General features: G+C 73.4%; 24 protein-coding genes. 9 read left to right on the top strand and 15 right to left on the bottom strand.

What is annotated here, in order from left to right; translation table 11 throughout:
- Together OVA28_RS02975 and OVA28_RS02970 are read right to left on the bottom strand one after the other, a co-directional pair.
- Positions 1–780, bottom strand: a complete 780-nt coding sequence (locus tag OVA28_RS02975) for a DNA-formamidopyrimidine glycosylase family protein (protein ID WP_268095685.1) — start codon at positions 778–780, stop codon at positions 1–3.
- The gene (locus tag OVA28_RS02970; RefSeq protein WP_268095684.1) at positions 773–5,518 is read right to left on the bottom strand and encodes an ATP-dependent helicase; all 4,746 of its coding nucleotides are present in this window, start codon (positions 5,516–5,518) and stop codon (positions 773–775) included. The genes OVA28_RS02975 and OVA28_RS02970 overlap by 8 nt, the downstream gene beginning before the upstream one ends.
- A gap of 193 nt (positions 5,519–5,711) precedes the next feature.
- On the opposite strand from OVA28_RS02970, the gene OVA28_RS02965 reads away from it, so the two are divergent.
- The gene (locus OVA28_RS02965; RefSeq protein WP_194660135.1) at positions 5,712–6,389 is read left to right on the top strand and encodes a PadR family transcriptional regulator; all 678 of its coding nucleotides are present in this window, start codon (positions 5,712–5,714) and stop codon (positions 6,387–6,389) included.
- Positions 6,390–6,466: 77 nt separating this feature from the next.
- On the opposite strand, the gene OVA28_RS02960 is transcribed toward OVA28_RS02965, so the two are convergent.
- Positions 6,467–7,084 carry an alpha/beta hydrolase gene (locus OVA28_RS02960; RefSeq protein ID WP_268095683.1) on the bottom strand — a complete coding sequence of 206 codons (618 nt, stop codon included), beginning with the start codon at positions 7,082–7,084 and terminating at the stop codon, positions 6,467–6,469.
- 90 nt (positions 7,085–7,174) lie between these two features.
- Here OVA28_RS02960 and OVA28_RS02955 point away from each other — a divergent pair, with 90 nt between their 5' ends.
- The gene (locus tag OVA28_RS02955; RefSeq protein WP_071276854.1) at positions 7,175–7,723 is read left to right on the top strand and encodes an NUDIX hydrolase family protein; all 549 of its coding nucleotides are present in this window, start codon (positions 7,175–7,177) and stop codon (positions 7,721–7,723) included.
- A 76-nt stretch (positions 7,724–7,799) separates the two neighbouring features.
- Here OVA28_RS02955 and OVA28_RS02950 read toward each other — a convergent pair whose 3' ends face one another.
- Together OVA28_RS02950 and OVA28_RS02945 are read right to left on the bottom strand one after the other, a co-directional pair.
- On the bottom strand, positions 7,800–8,000 hold the full coding sequence (locus OVA28_RS02950; RefSeq protein WP_194659395.1) for a CsbD family protein: 201 nt from the start codon (positions 7,998–8,000) through the stop codon (positions 7,800–7,802).
- A gap of 69 nt (positions 8,001–8,069) precedes the next feature.
- Positions 8,070–9,815, bottom strand: coding sequence for a DEAD/DEAH box helicase (locus OVA28_RS02945; protein WP_268095682.1), 1,746 nt, complete (start codon positions 9,813–9,815; stop codon positions 8,070–8,072).
- Positions 9,816–10,156: 341 nt separating this feature from the next.
- On the opposite strand from OVA28_RS02945, the gene OVA28_RS02940 reads away from it, so the two are divergent.
- Positions 10,157–10,987: an endo alpha-1,4 polygalactosaminidase gene (locus OVA28_RS02940; RefSeq protein WP_268095681.1), complete on the top strand. Its 831-nt coding sequence runs from the start codon at positions 10,157–10,159 to the stop codon at positions 10,985–10,987.
- Between the two features lie 38 nt (positions 10,988–11,025).
- On the opposite strand, the gene OVA28_RS02935 is transcribed toward OVA28_RS02940, so the two are convergent.
- The 4 genes from OVA28_RS02935 to OVA28_RS02920 all read right to left on the bottom strand — a co-directional run bounded on the left by OVA28_RS02935 (position 11,026) and on the right by OVA28_RS02920 (position 13,386).
- Positions 11,026–11,391, bottom strand: coding sequence for a GntR family transcriptional regulator (locus tag OVA28_RS02935; protein ID WP_194659392.1), 366 nt, complete (start codon positions 11,389–11,391; stop codon positions 11,026–11,028).
- An 11-nt stretch (positions 11,392–11,402) separates the two neighbouring features.
- A complete protein-coding gene (locus OVA28_RS02930; protein ID WP_268098146.1) occupies positions 11,403–11,972 on the bottom strand; it encodes a DUF1684 domain-containing protein in 570 nt (189 codons plus the stop codon).
- Between the two features lie 226 nt (positions 11,973–12,198).
- Positions 12,199–12,675, bottom strand: coding sequence for a hypothetical protein (locus tag OVA28_RS02925; protein ID WP_268095680.1), 477 nt, complete (start codon positions 12,673–12,675; stop codon positions 12,199–12,201).
- A 78-nt stretch (positions 12,676–12,753) separates the two neighbouring features.
- Positions 12,754–13,386, bottom strand: coding sequence for a GNAT family N-acetyltransferase (locus tag OVA28_RS02920; protein WP_194659390.1), 633 nt, complete (start codon positions 13,384–13,386; stop codon positions 12,754–12,756).
- Positions 13,387–13,482: 96 nt separating this feature from the next.
- Here OVA28_RS02920 and OVA28_RS02915 point away from each other — a divergent pair, with 96 nt between their 5' ends.
- Entirely contained in the window at positions 13,483–14,088 is a 606-nt protein-coding gene (locus OVA28_RS02915) for a hypothetical protein (RefSeq protein ID WP_268095679.1), read from the top strand.
- A gap of 58 nt (positions 14,089–14,146) precedes the next feature.
- Positions 14,147–14,449 carry a DUF427 domain-containing protein gene (locus OVA28_RS02910; protein ID WP_267424557.1) on the top strand — a complete coding sequence of 101 codons (303 nt, stop codon included), beginning with the start codon at positions 14,147–14,149 and terminating at the stop codon, positions 14,447–14,449.
- A gap of 8 nt (positions 14,450–14,457) precedes the next feature.
- Here the strand turns inward: OVA28_RS02910 and OVA28_RS02905 are convergent, their stop codons facing one another.
- The gene (locus tag OVA28_RS02905) at positions 14,458–15,711 is read right to left on the bottom strand and encodes an Nramp family divalent metal transporter (RefSeq protein WP_268095678.1); all 1,254 of its coding nucleotides are present in this window, start codon (positions 15,709–15,711) and stop codon (positions 14,458–14,460) included.
- A 127-nt stretch (positions 15,712–15,838) separates the two neighbouring features.
- Between OVA28_RS02905 and OVA28_RS02900 the strand changes: the two genes are divergently transcribed.
- Positions 15,839–16,408, top strand: a complete 570-nt coding sequence (locus OVA28_RS02900) for a hypothetical protein (RefSeq protein ID WP_268095677.1) — start codon at positions 15,839–15,841, stop codon at positions 16,406–16,408.
- Positions 16,409–16,432: 24 nt separating this feature from the next.
- Here the strand turns inward: OVA28_RS02900 and OVA28_RS02895 are convergent, their stop codons facing one another.
- The 5 genes from OVA28_RS02895 to OVA28_RS02875 form a co-directional block, all read right to left on the bottom strand.
- The gene (locus OVA28_RS02895) at positions 16,433–17,128 is read right to left on the bottom strand and encodes a CGNR zinc finger domain-containing protein (RefSeq protein WP_194659385.1); all 696 of its coding nucleotides are present in this window, start codon (positions 17,126–17,128) and stop codon (positions 16,433–16,435) included.
- A gap of 66 nt (positions 17,129–17,194) precedes the next feature.
- On the bottom strand, positions 17,195–17,665 hold the full coding sequence (locus OVA28_RS02890; RefSeq protein WP_194659384.1) for a SprT-like domain-containing protein: 471 nt from the start codon (positions 17,663–17,665) through the stop codon (positions 17,195–17,197).
- A complete protein-coding gene (locus OVA28_RS02885; RefSeq protein ID WP_194659383.1) occupies positions 17,662–18,501 on the bottom strand; it encodes a hypothetical protein in 840 nt (279 codons plus the stop codon). The genes OVA28_RS02890 and OVA28_RS02885 overlap by 4 nt, the downstream gene beginning before the upstream one ends.
- A 99-nt stretch (positions 18,502–18,600) precedes the next feature.
- Positions 18,601–19,299, bottom strand: coding sequence for a hypothetical protein (locus OVA28_RS02880; protein WP_268095676.1), 699 nt, complete (start codon positions 19,297–19,299; stop codon positions 18,601–18,603).
- Between the two features lie 97 nt (positions 19,300–19,396).
- Positions 19,397–20,239 carry a spermidine synthase gene (locus tag OVA28_RS02875; RefSeq protein WP_268095675.1) on the bottom strand — a complete coding sequence of 281 codons (843 nt, stop codon included), beginning with the start codon at positions 20,237–20,239 and terminating at the stop codon, positions 19,397–19,399.
- 131 nt (positions 20,240–20,370) lie between these two features.
- Between OVA28_RS02875 and OVA28_RS02870 the strand changes: the two genes are divergently transcribed.
- The 3 genes from OVA28_RS02870 to OVA28_RS02860 are packed head-to-tail and all read left to right on the top strand — an operon-like array spanning position 20,371 to position 22,711.
- Positions 20,371–20,871: a hypothetical protein gene (locus OVA28_RS02870; RefSeq protein WP_194659381.1), complete on the top strand. Its 501-nt coding sequence runs from the start codon at positions 20,371–20,373 to the stop codon at positions 20,869–20,871.
- The gene (locus OVA28_RS02865; RefSeq protein WP_268095674.1) at positions 20,868–22,067 is read left to right on the top strand and encodes a sensor histidine kinase; all 1,200 of its coding nucleotides are present in this window, start codon (positions 20,868–20,870) and stop codon (positions 22,065–22,067) included. The genes OVA28_RS02870 and OVA28_RS02865 overlap by 4 nt, the downstream gene beginning before the upstream one ends.
- Complete coding sequence (locus OVA28_RS02860) at positions 22,064–22,711, top strand: response regulator transcription factor (RefSeq protein WP_268095673.1); 648 nt, start codon at positions 22,064–22,066, stop codon at positions 22,709–22,711. Before OVA28_RS02865 ends, OVA28_RS02860 begins: the two co-directional genes overlap by 4 nt.
- Positions 22,712–22,898: the final 187 nt, after the last annotated feature.

The following is a 22,898-nucleotide window of genomic DNA, read 5'->3' as shown; positions in this document are numbered from 1 at the left end:
TCAGGACTGGCAGCGCGGGCACCAGTAGGTGTCGCGGAGCGACAGGTCGGACTCGCCGAGCTCACCTCGGCGGATGGGCGTCCGACAGCGCAGGCAGGGCTTGCGGTCCCGGCCGTAGACCCAGAAGCGGCGGCCGGGCCGGTCGACGCCCGTCGTCACGCGGGCGCTGCGGTCGCGGTTCGTCAGGATGAGCCGGTGCGCCAGGGCGATCATCCGCGTCGGGTCCTCGACCTCCCCGGCCGGGCGGGTGGGCAGGACGCCGCGGAGGAAGCAGAGCTCGTTCCGGTAGACGTTGCCGAGGCCGGCGAGCACCCGCTGGTCCAGCAGCGCGAGACCGATCGGTCGTGCGGGATCGGCGACCAGGTTCGCCTCGGCGACGGCGGGGTCCCAGTCGGGCCCGAGCAGGTCCGGTCCGAGGTACCCGACGATCTCGGACTCCTGGTCGCGTGCCACGACCTCGAGCACCCCGAGGGTGAAGCCGACGGTCGACACGTCATCGGCGTCGAGCACGGCCCGGGCCTGGTGGGCCGGGCGGCGCCAGCGGTCGCCCGGCGCGTAGACGTCCCAGCGGCCCTCCATCTTCAGGTGGGAGTGCACGGTCAGGTTGCCGATCCGGTGCAGGATGTGCTTGCCCCGGGGGACGACCTCGTCCACGGTGCGGCCGACCAGGTCGAGCGTGGCGAACGCCGGCACGCGGAAGTCGCTGCGCGTCAGGACCTTGACGGCCAGCGCCGTGTGCAGGCGGTGCGCGGCGCGGTAGACGGTGTCGCCCTCAGGCACGGAGTCGCACCCCCTGGGGTGTCGCGGTGAAGCCGGCAGCGCGCAGGGCGTCACCGAACGGGGACTCCAGCACGAAGACGCCGTTGACCCGTTCGACCGAGAGCTTGCCGAGCCCGGTCCGGACGGTCGTGGCGATGGAGGTCGCGGCCGCGGTGAGGTCGGCCGGGTCCTCGGTGAAGGTCAGCACCGACTTGCCGCCGCGCTCGACGTAGACGCCGAGTTCGCCGTCGACGAGCACCACCAGTGCGCCGGCCTTCCGCCCGGGCCGGTGCCCGCGCGCCGTCTTCGCGCCCGGTTCAGCGGAAGCGCGCGGAACGGCGGCGGCGGCACCGGTGGCAGGCTCGGTGCCGTCGGGGTCCGAAGTGTCCCCGTCCGTCGGCCACGGCAGCGACGCCCCGTACGGGTTCGCCGGGTCGGTCGCCGCCAGGGTGATGACCTCACGCACCCGGTCAGGGTTCGCCCGCTCGTCCTCGTCGAGGTCCCTGGCGTAGGTGCGCAGGCGGTCGATCGTGGGGCTGGTCGCGAACTGCGCCGCTCCGAGCCCCTCGATGAAGTACCCGCGGCGCGCTCGACCCGACTCCTCGAACCGTGCGAGGACCCGGTACACGCCGGCGAAGCCGCCCCGGACGCCCTCGACCTGCACGGCGCCGCGGGTGACCACGCCGTACCGCTCGAGCAGCTGCTCCGCCGTGGCTGCCGCCCGCACGGTGGCGTCGGCCTCGGCGAGCGGCAGCAACGACCAGCGGCCGCCCACGCTCGGCGGTCCGGACTGCGTCGGCAGCGTCGGGCGACGACGTCCGCGGTAGGCCCGGGTGCGCGGCGCGGTGGTGCTCTTGGCGCGTCCGCCGAGCATCGCCCTCAGCGGCGCGAAGGTGTCGTTCGTGATCTGTCCGCCCCAGACCAGGTCCCAGAGCGCCGTCGTCAGGGCTTGGTCGTCGGTGCTGCCGACGGCCTGCCCGAGCTGCCGGAAGAAGTACGCGCCGCCACCGGCCAGGGCGCCGAGCACGTCGCGCTGCAGCTCGGTGGTCTCGTCGCCCGAGGGCTCGGCGAGCGTCGTCGCGGCGGTGTCGGCCAGGTGCAGCCGGACCCAGCCGTCGTTGCCGGGCAGCGTGCCACCCCCGGACCACAGGACCTCGCCGGTGGCGGTGAGCTCGTCGAGCATGCTCGGCGCGTAGTCGGACACCCGGACGGGCAGGACGAGCGACTCCCACGCGCTGGCGGGCAGGGCGACGCCGGCGAGCTGGTCGATGACCTGGAGCACGCCGTCGATCCCGCGCAGACCACCGCGGGTGCCGGGCGTCCGGACGTGCTGCCACGCGGGCAGGAACCGGGCGAGGGTGTCCGAGGAGACCGGTTCGACCTCGTGTCGGAGTGCTGCGAGCGACCGCGTGCGGATCCGGCGCAGCACCTCGGCGTCACACCACTCGGCGCCCTGCCGGTCCGGGCGGAACTCGCCCTCGACCAGGCGACGGTCGGCGGCCAGACGACGCAGGGTGTCCTGCACGACGGCGATGCCGAGCCCCAGGCGCGAGGCGGCGTCCTGCGCGGCGAACGGCCCGTGCGACCGGGCGTAGCGGCCGACCAGGTCGCCGAGCGGGTCGGCGACGGGTTCGATGAACGCGGTGGGGACGCCGATCGGCAGCGGCACGCCGAGGGCGTCGCGGAGCCGGGCAGCGTCCTCGATCACGGCCCAGCGGGTGGCCCCGGCGTGGGAGAACGACAGCACGCGGCGGTCGCGTTCGAGTGCCTCGAGCGTGGTGCGGAGGGTGTCCCGAGCCGCCGGACGATCGGAGTCGGTGGCGAGCCAGCTCCGGTCGACGGCTTCGTCGAGGTCGATCGCACCGACCAGGCGCAGGACGTCGACCAGGCCCTCGGTGTCCCGTGCGCGGCGGTCCGGCGAGAGTCGCTGCAGGTCCTGCTCGGTCGACGCGATCACGGCCGGGTCGAGCAGTTCACGGAGCTCCGCGCGACCGAGCAGCTCGCTGAGGAGCGTCGAGTCGAGCGAGAGTGCCGCGGCCCGGCGCTCGGCCAGCGGGGAGTCGCCCTCGTACATGAAGGCGGCGACGTACCCGAACAGCAGCGAGCGGGCGAAGGGGGACGGCGTCGCGGTCTCGCTCTCGACGAGCCGGATGCCGCGCCGGGCGATCTCGTCCGCGATGCCGAGCAGCGCCGGCACGTCGTAGACGTCCTGCAGGACCTCGCGCACGGTCTCGAGCACGATCGGGAAGGTCGGGTACTTCTGGGCGACCTCGAGCAGCTGGGACGCCCGCTGCCGCTGCTGCCACAGCGGGGAGCGTCGGCCGGGGTCGCGGCGGGGGAGCAGCAGCGCGCGGGCGGCGCACTCGCGGAACCGGGCGGCGAACAGCGCCGAGCCGCCGACCTCGTCCGTGACCACGGCCTCGAGGTCGTCCCGCTCGAAGACGAACAGGTCGGCCCCAGGGGGTTCGGCGTCGGTCTCGGGGATGCGCACCACGATGCCGTCGTCCGCGGCCATCGCGTCGCCGTCGATGCCATGCCGTTCGCGGAGTCGTGCGGCCACGGCGAGGGCCCACGGCGCGTGGACCTGCATGCCGTACGGGGAGTGCAGGATCAGGCGCCAGTCGCCGAGCTCGTCGCGGAAGCGCTCGACCACGAGAGTGGTGTCGTTCGGCACGTGCCCGGTGGCTGCCCGCTGCTCGCGCAGGAAGGTCAGCAGGTTCGTCACGGCACGCTCGTCGAGCCCGCCGGCGGAGACCCGGGCACGGGCATCGGCGTCGGAGGCGGACTCGACCTCCCTGATGTAGGCCCCGGTCGCGCGCCCGAGCTCGGCGGGACGCCCGATGCCGTCGCCCTTCCAGAACGGCACCCGGCCGGGCTGCCCGAACGCCGGGCTGACGATGACGCGGTCGTGCGTGATCTCCTCGATGCGCCAGCTGGTGGCACCGAGCGCGAAGACGTCGCCCACGCGGGACTCGTAGACCATCTCCTCGTCGAGCTCGCCGACGCGGGACGCCCGTTCGCCGACCATGAACACGCCGAACATGCCGCGGTCGGGGATCGTGCCACCGCTCGTCACGGCCAGGCGTTGTGCACCGGGACGTCCGGTGAGCGTGCCGTGGACGCGGTCCCAGACCAGGCGCGGACGGAGCTCGGCGAACTCATCGCTCGGGTACCGCCCGGTGATCAAGTCGAGCGTGGCGTCGAACGCCGAGCGTGGCAGGCCGCTGAACGGGGCACTGCGGCGCACGAGCTCGAACCAGTGCTCGACGTCGAGGGTGTCGACGGCCCCGGCGGCGACGGTGTGCTGCGCCAGGACGTCGAGGGGGTTCGCGGGCACCGAGATCGACTCGATCTGCCCGGACACCATGCGCTCGACGGTGACGGCACTGTGTACGAGGTCGGCGCGGTGCTTCGGGAAGAGGACTCCTCGGGAGATCTCCCCGACCTGGTGCCCGGCGCGGCCGACGCGCTGCAGGCCGCTGGCGACCGACGGCGGGGCCTCGACCTGCACGACCAGGTCGACCTCACCCATGTCGATGCCGAGCTCGAGCGAACTCGTCGCGACCACGCACCGCAGGCGGCCCGACTTCAGGTCGTCCTCGATGATGGCGCGCTGGTCCTTGGACACGGAGCCGTGGTGGGCCCGGGCGAGGACGGGCACGGCGCCGGCGGTCTGGCCGGACGCACCGATCATCTCCGCTGGCGGCCGCGTCTGCTGCGGCACGGGGGCGTGGGCCGATGCCCGCCCCGGTGACTGCGCCCGCCCACCCGGCAGCCCGACGTCGTCGGGTGACGCCCCGGCGGGGACCAGGACGCCGTCACCCGCGGCGGCCACCACGCGTTCCTCGTGGATCTCGTTCAGCCGGGCGGTCAGGCGCTCGGCCAACCGCCGCGAGTTCGCGAACACGATCGTCGACCGGTGCTCCTCGATCAGGTCGACCACGCGTTCTTCCACGTGGGGCCAGATCGACCCGTTCGACGGCGCGTCCGAGGAGTCCGAGCCGACGGGCGGCGACCCGAGCTCGGACATGTCGTCGACCGGCACGACCACGCGCAGGTCGAAGGTCTTCTGTGCCGGCGGGGCGATGATCTCGACCGGAGCGCGACCGCCGAGGAACCGGGCGACCTCTTCCGCCGGACGAACGGTGGCGGACAGCCCGATGCGCTGCACCGGCTTGTCGAGCAGGTCGTCGAGGCGCTCGAGCGAGACGGCCAGGTGCGCCCCGCGCTTGGAGGACGCGACGGCGTGGACCTCGTCGACGATGACGGTGTCGACGTTCAGCAGGGTCTCCCGCGCCTTCGACGTCAGCATCAGGTAGAGCGACTCGGGCGTGGTGATGAGGATGTCCGGCGGCAGCCGCAGCAGCTTCTGTCGGTCGGACGACGGGGTGTCACCGCTCCGGACGCCGACCGTGACGTCCGGCGGTTCGAGCCCGAGCCGGCGAGCCGTCTGCGTGATGCCGACGAGCGGGCTGCGGAGGTTCCGCTCGACGTCGACGCCGAGGGCCTTCAGCGGCGAGATGTAGAGCACCCGCGTGCGCTGCTTCGGTTCGGGGTGGTCCGTGGAGCTGATGAGGCGGTCGATCGACCACAGGAAGGACGCGAGCGTCTTGCCGGAGCCGGTCGGGGCGACGACGAGCGCGTGCCGGCCGGTCGAGATGGCGTCCCACGCACCGGACTGTGCCGCGGTCGGTGCGCTGAACGCACCGCGGAACCACGCAGCGGTGGCGGGGGAGAAGCGCTCGAGGACGTCCGTCATGGTCCGTCCCATCCTGCCCGCCGCCACCGACAAGACCCCGACAAGGAGCCGACGAGCACCAGACGGACCAGACGCTTGACAGACCGATAGTTACCGATCTATCGTTACTGCATCGCGACAGTGCCGGAACACTCCGGAACGGATCGCGAGCCCACTTCCGTCACGACCCTCGAGAGGAGTCACCATGCACCCCATGGACGACCACGAGAACATGCACGACCACCGCCACGACCAGCGTGGCTCCGGACCGCGCGGCCCCCGCTTCGGCGGCGGGCGCGCGCACCACGGCGTCGGCTTCCCCGGCCGCGACCGCGGCGAGCACGGCGGGCGCGGCGGCTTCGGCCCCGGCCCGACGGGCTTCGGCGGCCGCGGCGGCTTCGGGCCCGGCATGGGCTTCGGTCCCGGGTTCGGCGGTCCCGGCTTCGGCCGGGAGCGCCGCCGCCGCGGCGACGTCCGCCTCGCCATCCTCGGCCTGCTGGCCGAGGGCCCCCAGAACGGCTACGCCGTGATCAAGACGATCGCCGAGCGCACCGGTGGCGCCTGGAAGCCGAGCCCCGGCTCGGTCTACCCGACGCTCCAGCAGCTCGTCGACGAGGACCTCGTCGTCTCGACCGGCGACGGTCGCAAGACGCTCTTCGAGCTCACGGACGCCGGCCGGGCCGAGGCAGCGGCCAAGGCCGACGAGATCGCCGCCGCGTGGGAGTCCACGCCCGGCATGCCCGACTCGCAGCGCGAGTTCGTCGAGGCGCTCCGCAAGACCATGGGCGTCCTGCACATGTACCGCACCAGTGCGACCGACGAGCAGGTCAAGGCCGCCGCGGCCAAGGTCGACCAGCTCCGCAAGGACCTCCTGCAGATCCTCGCCGACTGAGCCGGGCCACACGACGGACGGGAGGCTCCCCACCAGCTGGCGGGGAGCCTCCCGTCCGTCATGTGGTGGCGACGCCGTCAGCCGCCGATGAAGGCGGCCACGTCGGCCAGCTCCGCGGCCGACACCGCGTGTGGCAGCCCCTCGTAGGCACGGACGGTCACGTCCGTGTGCTCCGCTGCCCACACCGCGGTGCGCGCGGTGGCGTCACCGGGGATCACCGGGTCGAGGTCACCGTGACCGAGGAACACGCGGGGCCGGACGGCCGCGACCGCCTCGTCCCGGGAGTCGGTGACGCCCGGCACGACGAAGCCCGACAGGGACACCGCGAACGCGAAGCCCGCCGGCCGGGCGCGCAGGAGCTGCAGCGCCATCGACCCGCCCTGCGAGAAGCCGAGCAGCCCGATGCGCGGGTGGTCGGCCGCGACGCCGTCGACCCAGTCGAGGACCTCCTCGACCGCCGCGTCGACGGGTCCGAGCTCCGGCGACCCCGGCGTGCCGAGCGGGTACCAGCTGTGTCCGCCGCCCCACGGCAGCGGCGCCCGCAGCGAGGCGATCGTCCACGCGGGCGGCAGGGCCGGCGCGAGCGCGAGCAGGTCGTGCTCGTCGGAGCCGACGCCGTGCAGCGCGACGAGCAGGGGTGTGCCGGCGCGGTCACCGGTCGGGCGGGTCCACTGGACGAGGTCGGGGTCGATCATGCAGCCGACAGTAGCGACGCGCACCCGGTGTCCCTCCACGACCCCGCGCCCTTCCACCTGCTTCGCCCCGCCGCCTGGTAGACACGGAGCATGGCCTCGACGCGCACCCCCGATCCCGATCCTGACTCCGGCTGGCTGTCCGACGAGGAGCTCGCGATGGTCCGCCGTCGCCTGCCGATCTGCTACGTCGAAGCCATCCCCGTCCGCACCGACGGACTCGGCGTCGTGACCGAGGTCGGCGTGCTGCTCCGCGTGGCCCCGAGTGGGTCGATCGCCCGCACGCTCGTGTCCGGTCGCGTCATGTTCGGCGAGTCGATCCGCACGGCGCTGTTCCGGCACCTCGAGAAGGACCTCGGGCCGATGGCGTTCCCGCAGCTGCCGTCGAACCCGGCGCCGTTCACCGTGGCGGAGTACTTCCCGCTCCCCGGTGCCTCGGTCTACACGGACGAGCGCCAGCACGCGATCTCCCTGGCGTACGTCGTCCCCGTCACCGGGACGTGCGAGCCGCGGCAGGACGCCCTCGAGCTGACGTGGATGAGCCCGATGGAGGCCGCCTCGATCGCGGTGTCCGAGGAGATGGAGGGTGGCCGCGGCGCCCTGATGCGCGCCGGGCTCGCCTCGGTCGGCGCCCTGCTCTAGCCCCACGCACGACGAAGCCCCCGGGACCGATGGTCCCGGGGGCTTCGCAGCGCGGTCTGTCGAGACCGGCTTGGTCCTACTTGTTGTCCTTGAAGCTGTCGGCCACGCCGTGCGCGGCGTCCTTGACGTCGGTCGCACCCTGCTTGGTCGAGGCCTTGGCCTGGTCGGTCTGACCCTCGGCCTTCAGGCGGTCGTTGTCCGTCGTGTTGCCGACGGCTTCCTTGACCTTGCCGGCCGCCTTCTCAGCGGCGTTCTTGATGTCGTCGATGCCTGCCATGTGGCGGCTCCTTCCGTCGTCGGACAAAACCACCGGTGGTCGCTCGCGCGCCCGCCGATGACCAGGAACCTACGCGCTCTGCGGACACGCGTTCGCAGTCCCCACCCAGGTTCGACTCGCCCCCCCCGACGCAAGACACCGGTGTTCAGCAGTCGCGCCGCGGAGATCCGCGGTGCGACCACCGAACACCGGTGTCCCGCGGGGGTTGCACGCCCCGAGGGAGCGTGGGTCAGCGGCCGGTGCCGGCCGGACGGGAGGCACGGCGCGAGCCACCACGGCGGTTGCCGCTGGACTCGGTGCCGGCTGCGCGACCGGGGGCGTAGCCACCGTCGGAGGACCAGACCTGGGCGGACCCGCCGCGGGGCGAGTCGCTGCCGGCGCGACGGGGGCGCCACCGGAACGACGCTGACCGGTCGAGCCGGCGGACGAGGCGGACGAGCCCTCGGTGGCACGGCCACCGCGACGACCCGAACCCGAGCCGTTGCCGGCCGAGCTGGACTGCGCGGCCGGAGCCGAGCCTCCCGAGCGGCCACCGCGGCCACGGCCACGACCGGCGGACGACGAGCCCGCGGAGGACTGCTGCCGGCGCTGCGGCTGCTGCTGCTGGACGGCGGCCGGGTCCTCGTGACGGAGCGGGGCGATCTCGCCGACGAGCTCGAGCACCGGCGCGGACCGCGGGGTGACCTGCTGCGGCGCGACGGAGATCGCGGCCTTGCGCATCATCTGCGCGACGTCGCGACGCTCGGCGGGCATCACCACGGTGACGACGTCACCGGACGAACCGGCGCGGGCGGTCCGGCCCGAGCGGTGCAGGTACGCCTTGTGCTCGGTCGGCGGGTCGACGTGCACGACGAGCTCGACGTTGTCGACGTGCACACCGCGGGCGGCGACGTCGGTGGCGACGAGGACGAGGGCCTCGCCGGCGGAGAACTTGGCGAGGTTGCGCTCACGGGCACCCTGCGACAGGTTGCCCTGCAGGTCCACCGCGGGGATGCCCTGCGAGGAGAGCTGCTTCGCCAGGCGCTTGGCGTGGTGCTTCGTGCGCATGAAGAGGATGCGGCGACCGGTGCCCGAGGCGAGGGTCTGGACGAGGTCCTTCTTGCCGTCGGCGTCGGCGACCTCGAACACGTGGTGGGTCATCGCCTCGACGGGGCTGGACTCGTCGTCGACGGAGTGCATGACCGGGTTGTGCAGGAACTTCTTGACGAGCTTGTCCACGCCGTTGTCGAGCGTCGCGGAGAACAGCATGCGCTGCCCGCGCTCGGGCGTGGCCTGCATGATCTTCGTCACGCCGGGCAGGAAGCCCATGTCGGCCATGTGGTCGGCCTCGTCGAGGACGGTGACGTCGATCGCGTCGAGGTGGGCGTGGCCCTGCTGCATGAGGTCGGCGAGGCGGCCCGGGCAGGCGACGACGATGTCGACGCCGCTGCGGAGCGCGTCGACCTGACGACCCTGCGAGACGCCGCCGAAGATCGTCGTGGTGGTGAGGCCCATCGCCTTGGCGAGGGGGGCGAGCACGGCGTCGATCTGCGTCGCGAGCTCACGGGTCGGGGCGAGCACCAGGGCGCGGGGGCGGCCCGGGCGACGCTTCTGCGGGTTCGCCGCGAGACGGGCGACGAGGGGGATCGCGAACGCGATGGTCTTGCCGGAGCCGGTGCGACCGCGGCCGAGCACGTCCTTGCCCTTGAGGGAGTCGGGGAGCGTGTCCGCCTGGATCGGGAAGGCGTTCTCCTTGCCCTGGCTGACGAGCACGTCGACCATCGGGGCGGGGACGCCGAGGTCGGAGAAACGGATGTCTTCGATGGGGTTGGTCATGACGACCTTTCGGGCCGGATTCGGCCGTGGTGCGCGCTCGATCGGCGCGCGGGCGGGAGCATGTCCGCGTCCGTCGTCCGCTCGGGGAGCGGCCGTGTCCTCTGCTGGAGAGGACGTGGAGGTGCGGGCACTGTCGCCGCAGCAGAGAGCCTGGCACCGGTGTCCCACCCGGACGGGTTCCGGGGGAGCGGTGGTGCGCGATACGCATCGGTCGAGTTCGACCGGGAGGTTTCGGGGGCGTCCGTACGACGCACGAGGCGATCGGCGCCTCGAGTACAGCCAGTGTAGCGCTCCGACGGGACCCGGCGGAAGAGCAGGTCCCCCGTGGGACCCTGGACGTCGTGCGCCTCCGTTCCCTCCTGCTGCCCGCCGTCCTCCTCGTCACCCTGGTCGGCACCGCCGCCTGCGCGGCCGACACCGGCACGGCCGCAGGTGACGGCCACCGCGACCTCCCGACCTCGGGCGTGCCGGACTACCAGCTGGGTGGGGCCTACGCGCCGCCCGCCGGTGTGACCGTCGTCGAGCGGGACAGCACCGAGCGCCCGGCGAAGGGCACCTACGGCATCTGCTACGTCAACGGCTTCCAGACGCAGCCCGGCGACGCTGCCATGTGGAAGGAACAGCACCCGTCCGCGATCCTGCGCACCGCGGCCGGCAAGCCGGTGTCCGACCCGGGCTGGCCGGACGAGATGCTCCTCGACACCCGCACCGCGGCGAAGCGTGCCGTGGTCACGAAGGTCATCGGGAAGGCGATCACCCGCTGTGCCGACCGGGGCTTCGACGCCGTCGAGTTCGACAACCTCGACTCGTGGACCCGGTCGAAGGGCGCGCTGACGCGGGCGGACAACGTCGCGCTGGCGACGTCCCTCGTCGCGGCGGTGCACCGCGAGGGGATGGCGGCAGCGCAGAAGAACACCCCGCAGCTCGGCACGGCCGGCAAGCGGACCGCCGGGTTCGACTTCGCGGTCGCCGAGGAGTGCGTGCAGTACCGGGAGTGCTCGGCGTACACGGACGTCTACGCCAAGCGCGTCATCGACGTCGAGTACGCGGACACGCTGAAGCCCTCGTGGTCGTCGGTGTGCGCGATGCGGGACCGACCCGCGATGACGATCCTGCGCGACCGCGACCTGGTGCCGAAGGGCGACCCGGCGTACGTGTTCGACCACTGCTGAGCGCAGCAGCAGTCGACGCGACGGTGAGGCCGTGCTGCCTACGCGGGCCAGGCGTCCCGGAGCGCCGCTGCCGCCTGGTCGGCGGAGAGCCCGGCTGCACGGGCCTCGGTGACCACGCCGCGGATCGCCGCGGCGACCTCGTCCGGCACCGCTGCCGGCCGGACCACCCGCGTGCCTGCTCCCCGTGCGGTCTGCACGAGCCCGGACTCCTCGAGCAGCTGGTACGCCTTCGCGACCGTGCCGGGCGCGAGCTTGAGGTCGTCCGCGAGCGACCGCACGCTCGGCAGCCGCTGGCCGTCGACCAGGTAGCCGGCGGTGATCTGCGCCGCGATCTGGGAGCGCACCTGTTCGAACGGCGGGATGCGGCCGCCGGGGTCGAGTGCCACGAGGCTCGTCGTCGACATGTCCGGAGCTCCTAGAAGTCGTACTGCTCGCCGACGGGGATCGGCACCGCGACGGTGTTGCCGGGGGGAGCGAGCGGGCACGCCCAGGCCGGGTCGTACGCGCACGAGGGGTTGTACGCGAAGTTGAAGTCGAGCACGAGCTCGCCGTCGTCCCCACCGAGGTCGGCGCCCTTGATCGTGTCGAGCAGGTAGCGCCCGCCGCCGTACGTGCCGCGCGCCTTGCCGGCACTGGCGTCCTTGACGGGCACGAAGACACCGCCCGCGTAGCCGCCGTGCGACCAGACGTCGAGCGTGCCGATGCCGGGCAGGGAGACCACGCCGAGACGGTCGAAGTGCACGATGCCGTCGGTGCCCGTCTCGACGTCGAGCACCTGCGGCTCGGCGGTCTCGATACGGGCCCGGAAGCGCCACTCCGGGTCGTAGGCCGGCACGGGGAGCTCCTCGAAGTCGCGGGCGTCCTCGTCCAGCAGCGGACTGGCGGGGTGCTCGGCGAACATCGCGTCACGGGTCTCGCGCCACATCGCGTGCGCGGTCTCCGGGTCGGATGTCGCACGGACCCGGCGGTACAGGTCGAACGTCATGCGCCGCCAGTCCACGGTCGCCATCGTGCTGTGCACGCGGTCGTCGGTCGTCGGCTCCTGGGGGCGCGTCTGGCTCACAGAGTCGAGGCTACGCCCGTCGCGTTGCCGGGCACCAGGGCAGACGGGAGGCCCGGGTCCGGTCGGCGTGTCCGGTCCTGTCCGGCACGTGGCCGGGCTGGTCCGACGTCGGTCCCAGGCCGTCGGCGTTCCCCGGGTGGCGTGGGTCTCAGGCCGGCGGCCAGGACGGCGCCTGCGCCCGCATCCGGATCGCCCGCCACTGCCAGATGACCCACATGCCGGGCCAGAGCGCGACGCCGAGCAGCGCCGGGCGCATCCGGTAGTCCAGCCGGTCGACGAACAGGGTCTTCCCGTCGGGGAGCTCCGTCGCGGCCATCCGGTGCCGCATGTCCATCCGGGCGAACAGGCCGCTCGTGCCACCGCCGTTGTCGCGCTGCACGGGGACGCCGTCGACCTCGTAGCGGTCGATGTCCACGTGGCTCGCACCGCTCGGCACGACGCCGAAGGCACTCGCGGCGATCGGGTGCGGCTGCCCGGGGGTCCAGCGGCGCGGGAAGCCCTCGGGCGCGAGCGAGCGGTAGACCAGGAACGGCTTGGTCACGCCCACCATCACCGCCGGGGCCATCAGGGCGTCACGGACGGACGCGACCGGGGCGTCGAGGACGAGGCGGAGACCGACGTGCATGACGCCGACCGTACGCCGCGGCCCTGCTGCCGGTCCGTGCGGGCCAGGCGTGCGAGTGGGTCGGGCGTGCCGTGCAGGTCAGGCGTGCCGGGCGGACCGACGGCGGGAGCCCTCGGCGCGGTCGTGCTGCCGGAGACGCTCGGCCAGGGACAGCCGGACGGTGGGCCACTCGGACGCGGTGATCGAGAAGACCACGGTGTCGCGGAGGGTGCCGTCGCGCCCGATCTGGTGGTTGCGCAGCACGCCGTCCTGCTTCGCGCCGAGCCGGGCGATCGCGGCGCGGGACTGCTGGTTGTGCCAGTGCGTGCGGAACTCGACCGCGATGCACTGCCAGACGTCGAACGCCTGCGAGAGCATCAGCAGCTTCGACTCGGTGTTGATCCCGGAGCGCTGCGCCGACCTGGCCAGGAAGGTGTGCCCGATCTCGACCCGACGGTTCGCGGTGTCGATCGCCATGAAGGTCGTCGAGCCCACCACGCGCCCGGTGGGTCGGTCGCGCACGGCGAACGGCACCATCCGGCCCGCGGTCTGCTCCGCGAGGCGGCGCTCGATCTCGTCGTCGACCTGCGCCGGGGACGGGATCGCGGTGTACCAGGTGCGCCAGAGGTCCCCGTCGCCGACCGCCGCGCGGAGGTCGTCCGCGTGCTCCGGGCCGAGGGGCTCGAGCGTGACGCGGTCACCGGTCAGGGTAGGTGCGGGGGCGATCTCCATGGGAGTCGATCGTACTGGCGGCCCTCCTGACGAACGGCTCCAGAGCGCAGCACCTGTGGAAAGGGACAGGTCCTCCACAGCGGTTATCGTGACGAGGTGCGTGAACGAGGCCAGCAGCAGTACCAGGTCCGCTTCGGCTGGGGCATCGCCGATGCCCGTCGGGTCGCGAGCGGGGCGCACCTGGTCGTGTGGACGGACGTCCTGCCGACGCCGGGCGCCGATGACGTGGGCACCCACCGGGCCCTGCGGCGCGCGGTGCCCGCCGGGGCCGAGGTGGTGCTCGGTCACCTCGGCAACGCGGCGACGGTGGCGGACCGCGTGACGAGCCTCCAGGCCGCACTGGGTGACCGCTGCGTCGTCGCGGTGATCGCCGCCGGCACCGCTCCGACACCCGTCGGGGACGACGCCGCCGAGGCGGCCGGGGAGTCCGTCGACGTGCCGGAGGCGCCCGGCTTCGCCGTCGAGGACCTGCTCGGTGCCGGCGCCGTCGTGGACGCGCTGACGGCGGTCGGCATCGACCACTGCTCGCCGGAGGCCGCGGCCGCGTGCGCCGCGTTCACCGGGCTCCGGCGCGCCGTCCGACACCTGGTGTCCGCGTCCGAGGCCGCACGGGAGCTCGGACCGGAGCGGGTGCACGCGGCGCTCGCCGCGGGGCCGGAGCTCCTGAGCGTCCGGCCCGGGGAACACACCGGCGCGGCGTAGCGTTCCCACCATCACGCCAGCGGTCACCGGATCGCGGGCACGGCACGAGGAGCACATCATGAAGGCAGTCGTCGGCGACACCGTCATCGCAGAGGCATCCGAGGACGACCTCATCAAGATCGAGGGCAACTGGTACTTCCCGCCGTCGAGCGTGAAGACCGAGCTCTTCACCGAGACCGACACGCAGTACCACTGCCCGTGGAAGGGCGACACGCAGTACTACACCGTGAACGTCGACGGGCAGTCGCTCAAGGACAACGCCTGGTCGTACCCGACCCCGATCCCGTCGTCCTTCGACCGCGTCGGCAAGGACTACAGCGGCTACGTGGCGTTCTGGAAGGGCGTCCGCGTCGTCGAGTAGCCCCCGGCTCAGCCGACGAACGTGAGCACCACCAGGGCCACGTTCAACGCGACGATCACCGCCGCGATCACCCACGCCACGACGCGGGTGGTTGCGGCGTTGACGTCGGTGCCCATGACGCTCCGCCGGGACGTGTAGACCACGAGCGGGACGAGGGCGAAGGCGATGCCGAAGCTCAGCACGACCTGGCTCACCACGAGCAGCATCGTCGGGTCGGCACCGACGGCCAGCAGGACGAGCGCCGGCACCAGGGTCACCAGGCGTCGGGCGAGCAGCGGGACCCGCACGTGCAGCAGTCCGTGCATGATCTCCGCGCCGGCCATGCACCCGACCGAGGTCGACGCCAGCCCCGACGCCAGCAGCCCCACCGCGAAGAGCACCCCGACGACCGGCCCGACGTTGGCGGTGATCGCGGCCTGGGCGCCCGGGATCGTGTCCGTGTCCTCCACCCCCGACAGCGTCGCCGCGGCGAGCACGAGCATGCAGACGTTCACGCCGCCCGCGACGATGAGCGCCAACGCGACGTCCCACCGCGTCGCGACGAGGACCCGGCGGCGCTCCGGCCCAGCGGGGGTGTCGCCGTGCCGGTCGCGCGCGAGGGCCGAGTGCAGGTACACCGCGTGCGGCATCACCGTCGCGCCGAGCATCGACGCGGCGAGCATCACCGACCGTGTGCCCTCGAAGCGCGGGACCAGGCCGGACACCAGCTCGCCCGGTGACACCTGCGCGAACAGCAGTCCCGCGCAGAAGCCGACGGTCAGGATCGCGAGCATCGACGTGACGACGACCTCGAACGTGCGGGCACCCCGCCGGTTCTGCAGCACGAGGATCGCCATCGAGACGACCCCGGTGATGACGCCCCCGGCGACGAGTGGCAGGCCGAACAGCAGGTGCAGGGCCAGTGCTCCACCGATGACCTCGGCCACGTCGGTCGCGGCGGCCACCACCTCGGCCTGTGCCCAGAAGAGCAGCCGCGGGGTCCGGCGCATCTTCAGCCCGAGCAGCTCCGGCAGCGACCGGCCTGTGACCACCCCGAGCTTGGCGGAGAGATACTGCACCACGACTGCGCTGGCGTTCGCGGCGACGAGGACCCAGAGCAGCAGGTAGCCGTACTGCGCCCCCGCGGTGAGGTTCGCGGCGACGTTGCCCGGGTCGACGTAGGCGATCGCGGCGACGAACGCCGGCCCGAGGAGCGTCAGGCCGGCCGCACGCTTCCGCGGACCGCCGGCGGGGGCGAGGCGCGGGGTGACGATGTCGGTCATGCTGCCGAGCATGCCAGAGGATTCGGGGGACCGAATCCAGGAATTCGGGGGTTCGCAACCCGACGGACAGCCGAGCTCGTCGTCGAGGACGTGCCCCGGGCCTCCCGGCTGACTACCGTGGACGACCATGCAGGGGACCGCAGCACGACTGACCACGGCGGGTGCGCTCGCCGTCGCCGCCGCCATGACGCTCGCCGGGTGCGCCCAGGGCGGCCACGACATCGGTGACTCCGTGACCACGAAGCTCAACGGCTCCGCGTTCCACGGCCAGCTCGACATCCGGGCCACGAAGGTCGAGCGCGTGACCGCCCGGGCGATGGACCAGTTCGGGCTCGACCCGAAGGGGGACGACGCCTACCTCGCCCACTTCACCGTCCGGACCGAACGGGGCACCTTCGACACGGATGCCGTCGGTGACCTGGCCAACGACGCCTGGGGGCTCCGCGCCGACGACCGGCTGCAGGCCGGACCCGAGCTCGACGCGGCCGACCGGAACGCCGTCCTGCAGGACGCCTGCCCGTTCGACCGCTCCGCGATCGCCGAGGCCCTCACCTCCGACGGCACGGCCGACGTCTGCGCCGTCCTCCTCGCACCCGAGGGCAGCACCGTCGAGGCCGTCAGTTACCTGCGCGCCGCACCGGTCGACGAGGGCCCCGAGGGCGACGCGACGATCACCTGGCGCGCACCGGAGGCGTAGGCGGTCAGGCGGCCGCGCGACGGGTCAGGCGGCCGCGCGACGGGCGCGGTGCGCGCGGACCTTGGCGCGGTTGCCGCAGCGCTGCATCGCGCACCAGCGACGGGTGCCGCCGCGCGACGAGTCGTAGAACACCAGCCCGCAGTCCGGCGCCGAGCACCGGCTCAGCCGTGTGGGCCGGCCGTCGGCCTCGACGTCGTCGAAGCCGACCTCGGTGAACAGGGCGACGGCGTCGCGGGCGACGCTCGACAGGGCCTGGGTGAGCCGGACCCGGTTGGCGCCGGCGCGGCGTCGTCCACCCGGGAGGCTCGGGGGCACGTCCGGCAGGGCGGCGAACAGGTTGACGGTGTCGATGTCGTCCGGGGCGGGACGCGTCCTGCCCGTGCCGGCGCGGAGCCCGGCTGCCACGGCGGCCCGCTCCGCCGCCGACGGGGCCGGTCCCGGGGCGGCCGCGACCGCGAGGCGGCCGATCGCCGCGCGGAGGGCACGGGCGTCCTGGAGCTCGCGGGCGTTCGCGCCGACGTCGATGGGTTCGGTGTGCTCGCTGAGCCACTCGTCGAGGTCGGCTGGCGTCATCAGGAGCTCGCCGAGCCGCGACCGGGGGCGACGGCCGTCGGGGTCGTCGGCGAAGCCGCCGGTGTGCGCGAAGTCGAGCGCGATCCGTCCGGCGTCGAAGAACCACGACGAGCCCGAGTCCGTGCGGATGTGCTGCCCCGTGTGCATCCGGCCAGGCTAATGGGTGACCTGCGGATCGTGCTGCCGGGTCCGGAAGGGGTGCATCCGGCCAGGCTAATGGGTCGTCTGACGCTCCTGTTGGCGGGCCCAGGTGATCAGGTGGCGCTCGTCGAACCGGCGGGAGCACTTCGCACAGGCGAGCGGTCGGGTCGGTGTCCGGTAGCGGTAGTGCTCGTGGCCCGCGGGGCAGGTGCCCACCCACGGTGCGAGCTCGCTGGCGATCGGCCCGTCGTGCAGCCGCGACCCGGTGTACCCGATCGACCGGGCGGTCCGCCGCCAGGCTGGTCCGTGGCCGGCACGGGCCCCACTCAGCGCATGGGCGACCTCGTGCAGCAGGACCTGCTCGACGTCCTCGTCGGAGAACCGTGCCGCCAGGTGCCGACTGACCGTGATCCGGCGCTTGGCGAAGTCGCACTGGCCGGCACGGGTCTTCGCGTGGTCGAAGCCGAACGACCACGAGCCGCCGCCCAGGTGCAGGCGCAGCAGCTCCTCGGCCCGGTCCCGGACCTGGTCGAGCGAGGTCACCGGTCGGTGTCGGTGGGGCGCGCGCGGTCCGAACGGCCGGTCAGCTTGCCCCAGATGCTGTCGCCCTCGGTGCGGGCCGCGTCGGGGGCGCCGAGGACGCGTCGACGGATCGGCGGCACCTCCTTCACCGGCTCGGCCACCCGGGTGACCGGGTCGGTCTCGCGGCGGGCAGCGAGCTCGCGGGCCGTCCGGGGACGGTCGGCGGCGTCGCGGTCCTGCGCGCCGGTCGTGGCGGGCTGGGCGATCGACGCACGCATGGCGGCCTCGACCGCGGTGCGCAGCGCGTCCGTGCGCTCGGACGGGGCACCGGCGGCGCGGAAGGCCTCGTACGAGCGGGCCAGGACTTCGCGGGCCTCGTCGAAACGGGAGAGCTCGAACAGCGACCAGCCCTCGATCTCGGCGGCGGCGCCCTCGAGCTCCGGCCACTCCTCGGTCGTGGCGGTGTCGCGCGCCATGGCGGCCTCGCTCGCGGCGCGCTCGTGCCGACCCAGGTCGTGCAGGACGTGGGCGCGGCGGATGCGGGCGGCGACCTTGTCGGAGCGCTCACCCGTGAACATCGTCAGGCGGAAGACCTCCTCGGCCAGGACGAGGGCCTCGTCGAGGCGGCCGAGCAGCCGCATCAGCTCGGCGCGCTCGGCGAGAGCGTCGGTGCTGCGGCTCTGGCCGAGGTCACGGAGGCGGTCCTGCACGGCCTGCACGTCCACGGCGGGGCGCAGACTGATGGGCGCGAAGGTGCTGCCGGGGCTGACGCTCGGGCTTCCGGGGGCCGCGTGACGCGGTTCCCGGGCGCGGTCGTCCCGGTCGAGGTGCTGGCGGTCTTCGGGCGGGTTGGACATCAGGGTCGAGGGTAACCGGGCTCACCCGGGAGTGACCGCTGCCACACGCCGAAGGCCCGCCTCGCGCAGTGCGGGACGGGCCTTCGAGGACGTGCCTGGTCAGGAGGCGGAGACCGCGATCCCGATGTAGACGACGAACGCCACGATGACGGCGACGACGGCCAGGATGACCGCGAAGACACCCCAGCGGCGGCCACGCTTCGTGGCGATCGCGACGATGCCCTGCACGATGCCCCACACACCGAACAGCGTGGCGACCCACATGAAGACGCTGCCCACGGCGAACTGGCCGCCGTTCGCGGAGTTCATCAGCGAGTCCTGGAGCTGCCGCTGGAGCTCCTGCTGGTCACTCGCGCTCCCGGTGCCGCCGCTCTGCATGAGGTCGCGGATGACGCCGGTCGCACCGAGCGCGGTCCCGAGGACGTACCCGCCGATGACGCCGAGCACGAGCGCGATGACCGAGGCGACGAAGGCGATCCGGCCGACGGTCGGCTTCTTGGCGACGGGTTCGTGATGCTGCTGCCACGCCGGGCCACCGGAGGACGCCGGGGCGGACCCGTACTGCTGCTGGTGGTGCTGCGGCTGGTGCTGCTGGCCACCCCACGAGGGGGCGTCCGACTGCTGGCCCTGCTGCTGCCCGTACTGGTCACCCTGCTGCTGCTGGCCGTACTGCTGCCCGTACTGCTGGCCCTGCTGCTGGCCGTACTGCTGCTGCTCGCCGTACTGCGGCGTCGAGTCCGGCGTGATGCGCTCGCCGTAGCGAGGCCGGTCGTCGTTGCTCCGGTCGTCGTTCGTCATGAGGGCTTCCCCGTCTCGTTCGGTCGCGCACCTGCGCGGTCGTCCAGCGTCCATCCTGGCAGCGCGACCGTCCCGTTGCCCGAGAGCGCCGTGCGGGTCACGCCCCGAAGACGGACCGGTTCGGCTCCGGCGACGCGACCGCCGTCGCGTCCGTGACGATGGGTGCCCCGGCGATGAACGCCCGAAGTTCGGCCCCGTGCACGACCTTCGCCGGCATCGGGTCCGAGGAGTACCGGCGCGGCATGTCGGCCACGGGCAGGTCCGTCGGCGAGCCGAGGAGCACGATGTTGCCGAAGCGCCGGCCCTTGAGCATGCCGGTGTCCGCCACCGCCGCGACCGAGGGCAGCACGGACTGCAGCGTCGACGCCTGACCGCGGGCGAACGCGAGACCGGCACCGTCGGCGACGTTCACCGCGACGATCCCGGTGGGGGAGAGGAACGCGGCGACCGCCCGGTAGAACTCGACGCTCGTCACGTGCGCCGGGATCCGCGAACCACCGAAGACGTCCACGACGGCGAGGTCGACCGTGCCGTGCAGCCCGTTCGGCAGCTTGCCGAGGACCTCGCGGGCGTCGCCGTACCGCACGCGGATCGAGGCGCCGCGGGGGAACGGCAGCACCTCGCGCACCTGGTCGACGAGGTCACGCTCGAGCTCGACCACCTGCTGGCGGGAGCCCGGCCGGGTCACCGCGACGTAGCGGGGGAGCGTGAGGGCGCCGGCGCCGAGGTGCAGCGCGGTGATCGGTCCGGGTGGCAGCAGGTCGATGGCGTGCCCGATCCGACGGATGTACTCGAACGCCAGGTGCGTCGGGTCCTCCAGGTCCACGTGGGACTGGGGCGTGCCGTCGACCACCAGCGTGAAGGACCCCGGCCGGTGCCGGTCGGGCTCGATCACCGAGAACCCCGCACCGAGCTTGAACCCGTCGAACGCATCACCCATGGGTCCATGGAACACCACCGGCATCACCACCCCGGTCACCACCCGTGGGTGGTGGGGCCGCGGACCCGTCCGTCGAAGGATGGGACCACCGGCCGGGAACCCCCGCCGGGCACTCGGGAAAGGCGCACACCATGTCGGCTCAACTCCTCGCGAACGTCGTCATCGGCCTGGCGCTCGTCGGCTTCCTCGCCTGGCGGCAGGCGACCTGGCAGTACCTCGACCCGGCACGCATCTGGCGCATGCCCCTCGTGATGGCCGGCGTCGGGATCGTCGTCCTCGCCCAGTCCACGGCGACGATCGGCACGACCGACGTCGTGTTCCTCGGCATCGAGGCGCTCGTGTCCGTCGGCCTCGGCCTCGCGATGGGCAGCCTGACCCGCTTCCGGACGGTCGGCACCCCGGACCACAAGGGCAGGACGCTGCAGTCCCGCACCGGTGCGGCCGGAGCCGTGCTGTGGATCGTGCTCATCGTCGTCCGGATCGGCATCGACGTCCTCGGCGGCCACCTCGGCGCGCACCTGCTCAGCTCGACCGGCGCGGTCCTGCTCATGCTCGCGGTCAACCGGGCCGCCCGGGCGCTCGTCGTCGACCAGCGCATCCCGTCCCGCCCCAGCGGCATGATGGTCCGGTGACCCTCCTCTCCGGTGTCGAACCGACCGACCTCGCCCGGGGCCGGTCGCGTTCGCGTCTCGGCTGGTGGCTCACCGCCGTCGGGGTCGTCGCCGTCGTGTTCTGGTTCGTGCACAACGGTCTCGCCCTGCACCACCCCGTGTGGGTGTGGGTCGTCGGGAGCGTGGCGCTCGCCGCCTGGGTCGCGCGTGAGGTCGTGCGGTCCGCCCGCGCCGGGTTCGCCGTCGCGGTGGTGATGGTCGCCGCCGGGGCCCTCGTCGTGGTGCCCACCGACGCGCTCCTGCTCGTGCCGGTCATCATCGGCATCGTGGCCCTGCAGGCCAGCGCCGACCTGCCCGTCTGGACCGGCACCGTCGCCGTGCTCGTCGCGATCGTCGAGATCGCCGGCGTCGCCACGCTCGAGCGGGCCCCCGTGGCGCTCGTCCTCGCCGCGTGCGGTGGGCTCGTGCTCGGCGTGCTCGTCGGCTTCAGCCGCCGCCAGGTCCGACTCGGCGAGCTCCAGGCGCGCCAGGGGGAGCGGGACCAGCAGCGTGCCGAGCTCCTGGCCGACCGGTCACGGGCGGCCAGGGACGTCCACGACGTCCTCGCGCACTCCCTCGGCGGGCTCGTGCTGCAGCTCGACGCCGTCGAGGCCCTGCTCGAGGCCGGCCGTGTCGACGACGCCGCCCGCCGAGCCGCGGACGCCCGCACCCTCGCCGCCGACGGCCTCGCGGAGGCGCGCCGCGCGGTCCGCGCCCTGCGCGAGGACGACCCCGCACCCGCCGCGGCCGACGTGTCGGAGCCGCACCGAGCCTCCCGGCCGCAGGCGACCACCGCCACCGGCCTCGCGCCCCTCGTCGACGCGCACCGGTCGTTCGGCGGCGCGGTGCACGTCGACGGCGACCTCACCCTCGCCGGACTCGACCCGGCCCACCGTGCCGCCGTGGTCGCCGCCACCCGCGAGGCCCTCAGCAACGCCCGCCGCCACGCACCCGGCCGCCCGGTCACGCTCACCGTCGAGCGGACCGGACCCGCCGGCCCCGTCGACGTCGTCGTCACGAACCCGCTGGCGGACCCGGGGCACGGGCTCGTCGGCATGCGGGAGCGCTTCGCCGAACTCGACGACGACGCCACGATCCGTGCCGAGCGCACCGACGACGCGTTCGTCGTCGCGATGCACCTGCCCGCGTCGCGGTCCGGGACCGAGGCGAGCGCGTGAGCATCCGCGTGCTCGTCGTCGACGACCAGGCCATCGTCCGCGACGGTCTGGTGACGGTGCTGTCGCTCGTGCCGGACCTCGAGGTCGTGGGCGGGGCCGCCGACGGTGCCGAGGCGGTCGCCCTCGTGGCGGAGCACGCGCCGGACGTCGTCCTCATGGACCTGCGCATGCCGGTGGTCGACGGCCCGACCGCCACCGCGCAGATCACGGCGGCGCACCCGGAGGTCGCGGTCCTGGTGCTGACGACGTTCGCCGACGACGACTCGATCGTGACCGCCCTCCGCGCCGGTGCCCGCGGCTACCTGACGAAGGACGCGGGCCGCGTGGAGATCGCCACCGCCATCCGGGCCGTCGCTTCGGGGCAGTCGACCTTCGACGCCGCGGTCGGGGCCCGACTCATCGCGGCGCTCGGGAGTCCGACGCTCCCGACACCCCCGACGCCGGTGTCGGTCCGCGAGCGCTTCCCCGACCTCACCCCACGCGAGGCCGACGTGCTCGAGCGCATCGCGGACGGCCGGACGAACCCCGAGATCGCCGCGGAGCTGTTCCTGACCGTGCCGACCGTCAAGTCGTACGTGAACCAGTTGTTCCAGAAGCTCGGGGTCAGGTCCCGCGCGGAGGCCGTCGCCCTCGTCCTGCGCTGACGCGTCCCCCGCTCTGGGGTGAATGCGTACACATGAACGGACAGTGAACGCCAAGGCACGCGACGTACCGTCGACGGGTCGTCCGCCGAGCGCGTCGACCTCCGGAGCCCGCGTGCTCCTGGCGGGTCCGCATCCGGCAGACCGTGGCGCGCACCCCCACTGCCGCCACCCACGGGTCGCACCGCAG

Source organism: Curtobacterium sp. SL109, from assembly GCF_026672405.1.
GTDB lineage: Bacteria > Actinomycetota > Actinomycetes > Actinomycetales > Microbacteriaceae > Curtobacterium.
Note: the sequence above shows the minus strand (reverse complement) of the source record. Positions and strands in the feature narration are given on the sequence as shown.

What these genes read in the sequence shown, in the direction of transcription:
- OVA28_RS02970 (WP_268095684.1), bottom strand. Translation starts at nt 5,518, where the DNA reads ATGACGGACGTCCTCGAGCGCTTCTCCCCCGCCACCGCTGCGTGGTTC.
- OVA28_RS02965 (WP_194660135.1), top strand. Translation starts at nt 5,712, where the DNA reads ATGGACGACCACGAGAACATGCACGACCACCGCCACGACCAGCGTGGC.
- OVA28_RS02960 (WP_268095683.1), bottom strand. Translation starts at nt 7,084, where the DNA reads ATGATCGACCCCGACCTCGTCCAGTGGACCCGCCCGACCGGTGACCGC.
- OVA28_RS02955 (WP_071276854.1), top strand. Translation starts at nt 7,175, where the DNA reads ATGGCCTCGACGCGCACCCCCGATCCCGATCCTGACTCCGGCTGGCTG.
- OVA28_RS02950 (WP_194659395.1), bottom strand. Translation starts at nt 8,000, where the DNA reads ATGGCAGGCATCGACGACATCAAGAACGCCGCTGAGAAGGCGGCCGGC.
- OVA28_RS02945 (WP_268095682.1), bottom strand. Translation starts at nt 9,815, where the DNA reads ATGACCAACCCCATCGAAGACATCCGTTTCTCCGACCTCGGCGTCCCC.
- OVA28_RS02935 (WP_194659392.1), bottom strand. Translation starts at nt 11,391, where the DNA reads ATGTCGACGACGAGCCTCGTGGCACTCGACCCCGGCGGCCGCATCCCG.
- OVA28_RS02930 (WP_268098146.1), bottom strand. Translation starts at nt 11,972, where the DNA reads ATGACGTTCGACCTGTACCGCCGGGTCCGTGCGACATCCGACCCGGAG.
- OVA28_RS02925 (WP_268095680.1), bottom strand. Translation starts at nt 12,675, where the DNA reads ATGCACGTCGGTCTCCGCCTCGTCCTCGACGCCCCGGTCGCGTCCGTC.
- OVA28_RS02920 (WP_194659390.1), bottom strand. Translation starts at nt 13,386, where the DNA reads ATGGAGATCGCCCCCGCACCTACCCTGACCGGTGACCGCGTCACGCTC.
- OVA28_RS02910 (WP_267424557.1), top strand. Translation starts at nt 14,147, where the DNA reads ATGAAGGCAGTCGTCGGCGACACCGTCATCGCAGAGGCATCCGAGGAC.
- OVA28_RS02905 (WP_268095678.1), bottom strand. Translation starts at nt 15,711, where the DNA reads ATGACCGACATCGTCACCCCGCGCCTCGCCCCCGCCGGCGGTCCGCGG.
- OVA28_RS02900 (WP_268095677.1), top strand. Translation starts at nt 15,839, where the DNA reads ATGCAGGGGACCGCAGCACGACTGACCACGGCGGGTGCGCTCGCCGTC.
- OVA28_RS02895 (WP_194659385.1), bottom strand. Translation starts at nt 17,128, where the DNA reads ATGCACACGGGGCAGCACATCCGCACGGACTCGGGCTCGTCGTGGTTC.
- OVA28_RS02885 (WP_194659383.1), bottom strand. Translation starts at nt 18,501, where the DNA reads ATGTCCAACCCGCCCGAAGACCGCCAGCACCTCGACCGGGACGACCGC.
- OVA28_RS02880 (WP_268095676.1), bottom strand. Translation starts at nt 19,299, where the DNA reads ATGACGAACGACGACCGGAGCAACGACGACCGGCCTCGCTACGGCGAG.
- OVA28_RS02875 (WP_268095675.1), bottom strand. Translation starts at nt 20,239, where the DNA reads ATGGGTGATGCGTTCGACGGGTTCAAGCTCGGTGCGGGGTTCTCGGTG.
- OVA28_RS02870 (WP_194659381.1), top strand. Translation starts at nt 20,371, where the DNA reads ATGTCGGCTCAACTCCTCGCGAACGTCGTCATCGGCCTGGCGCTCGTC.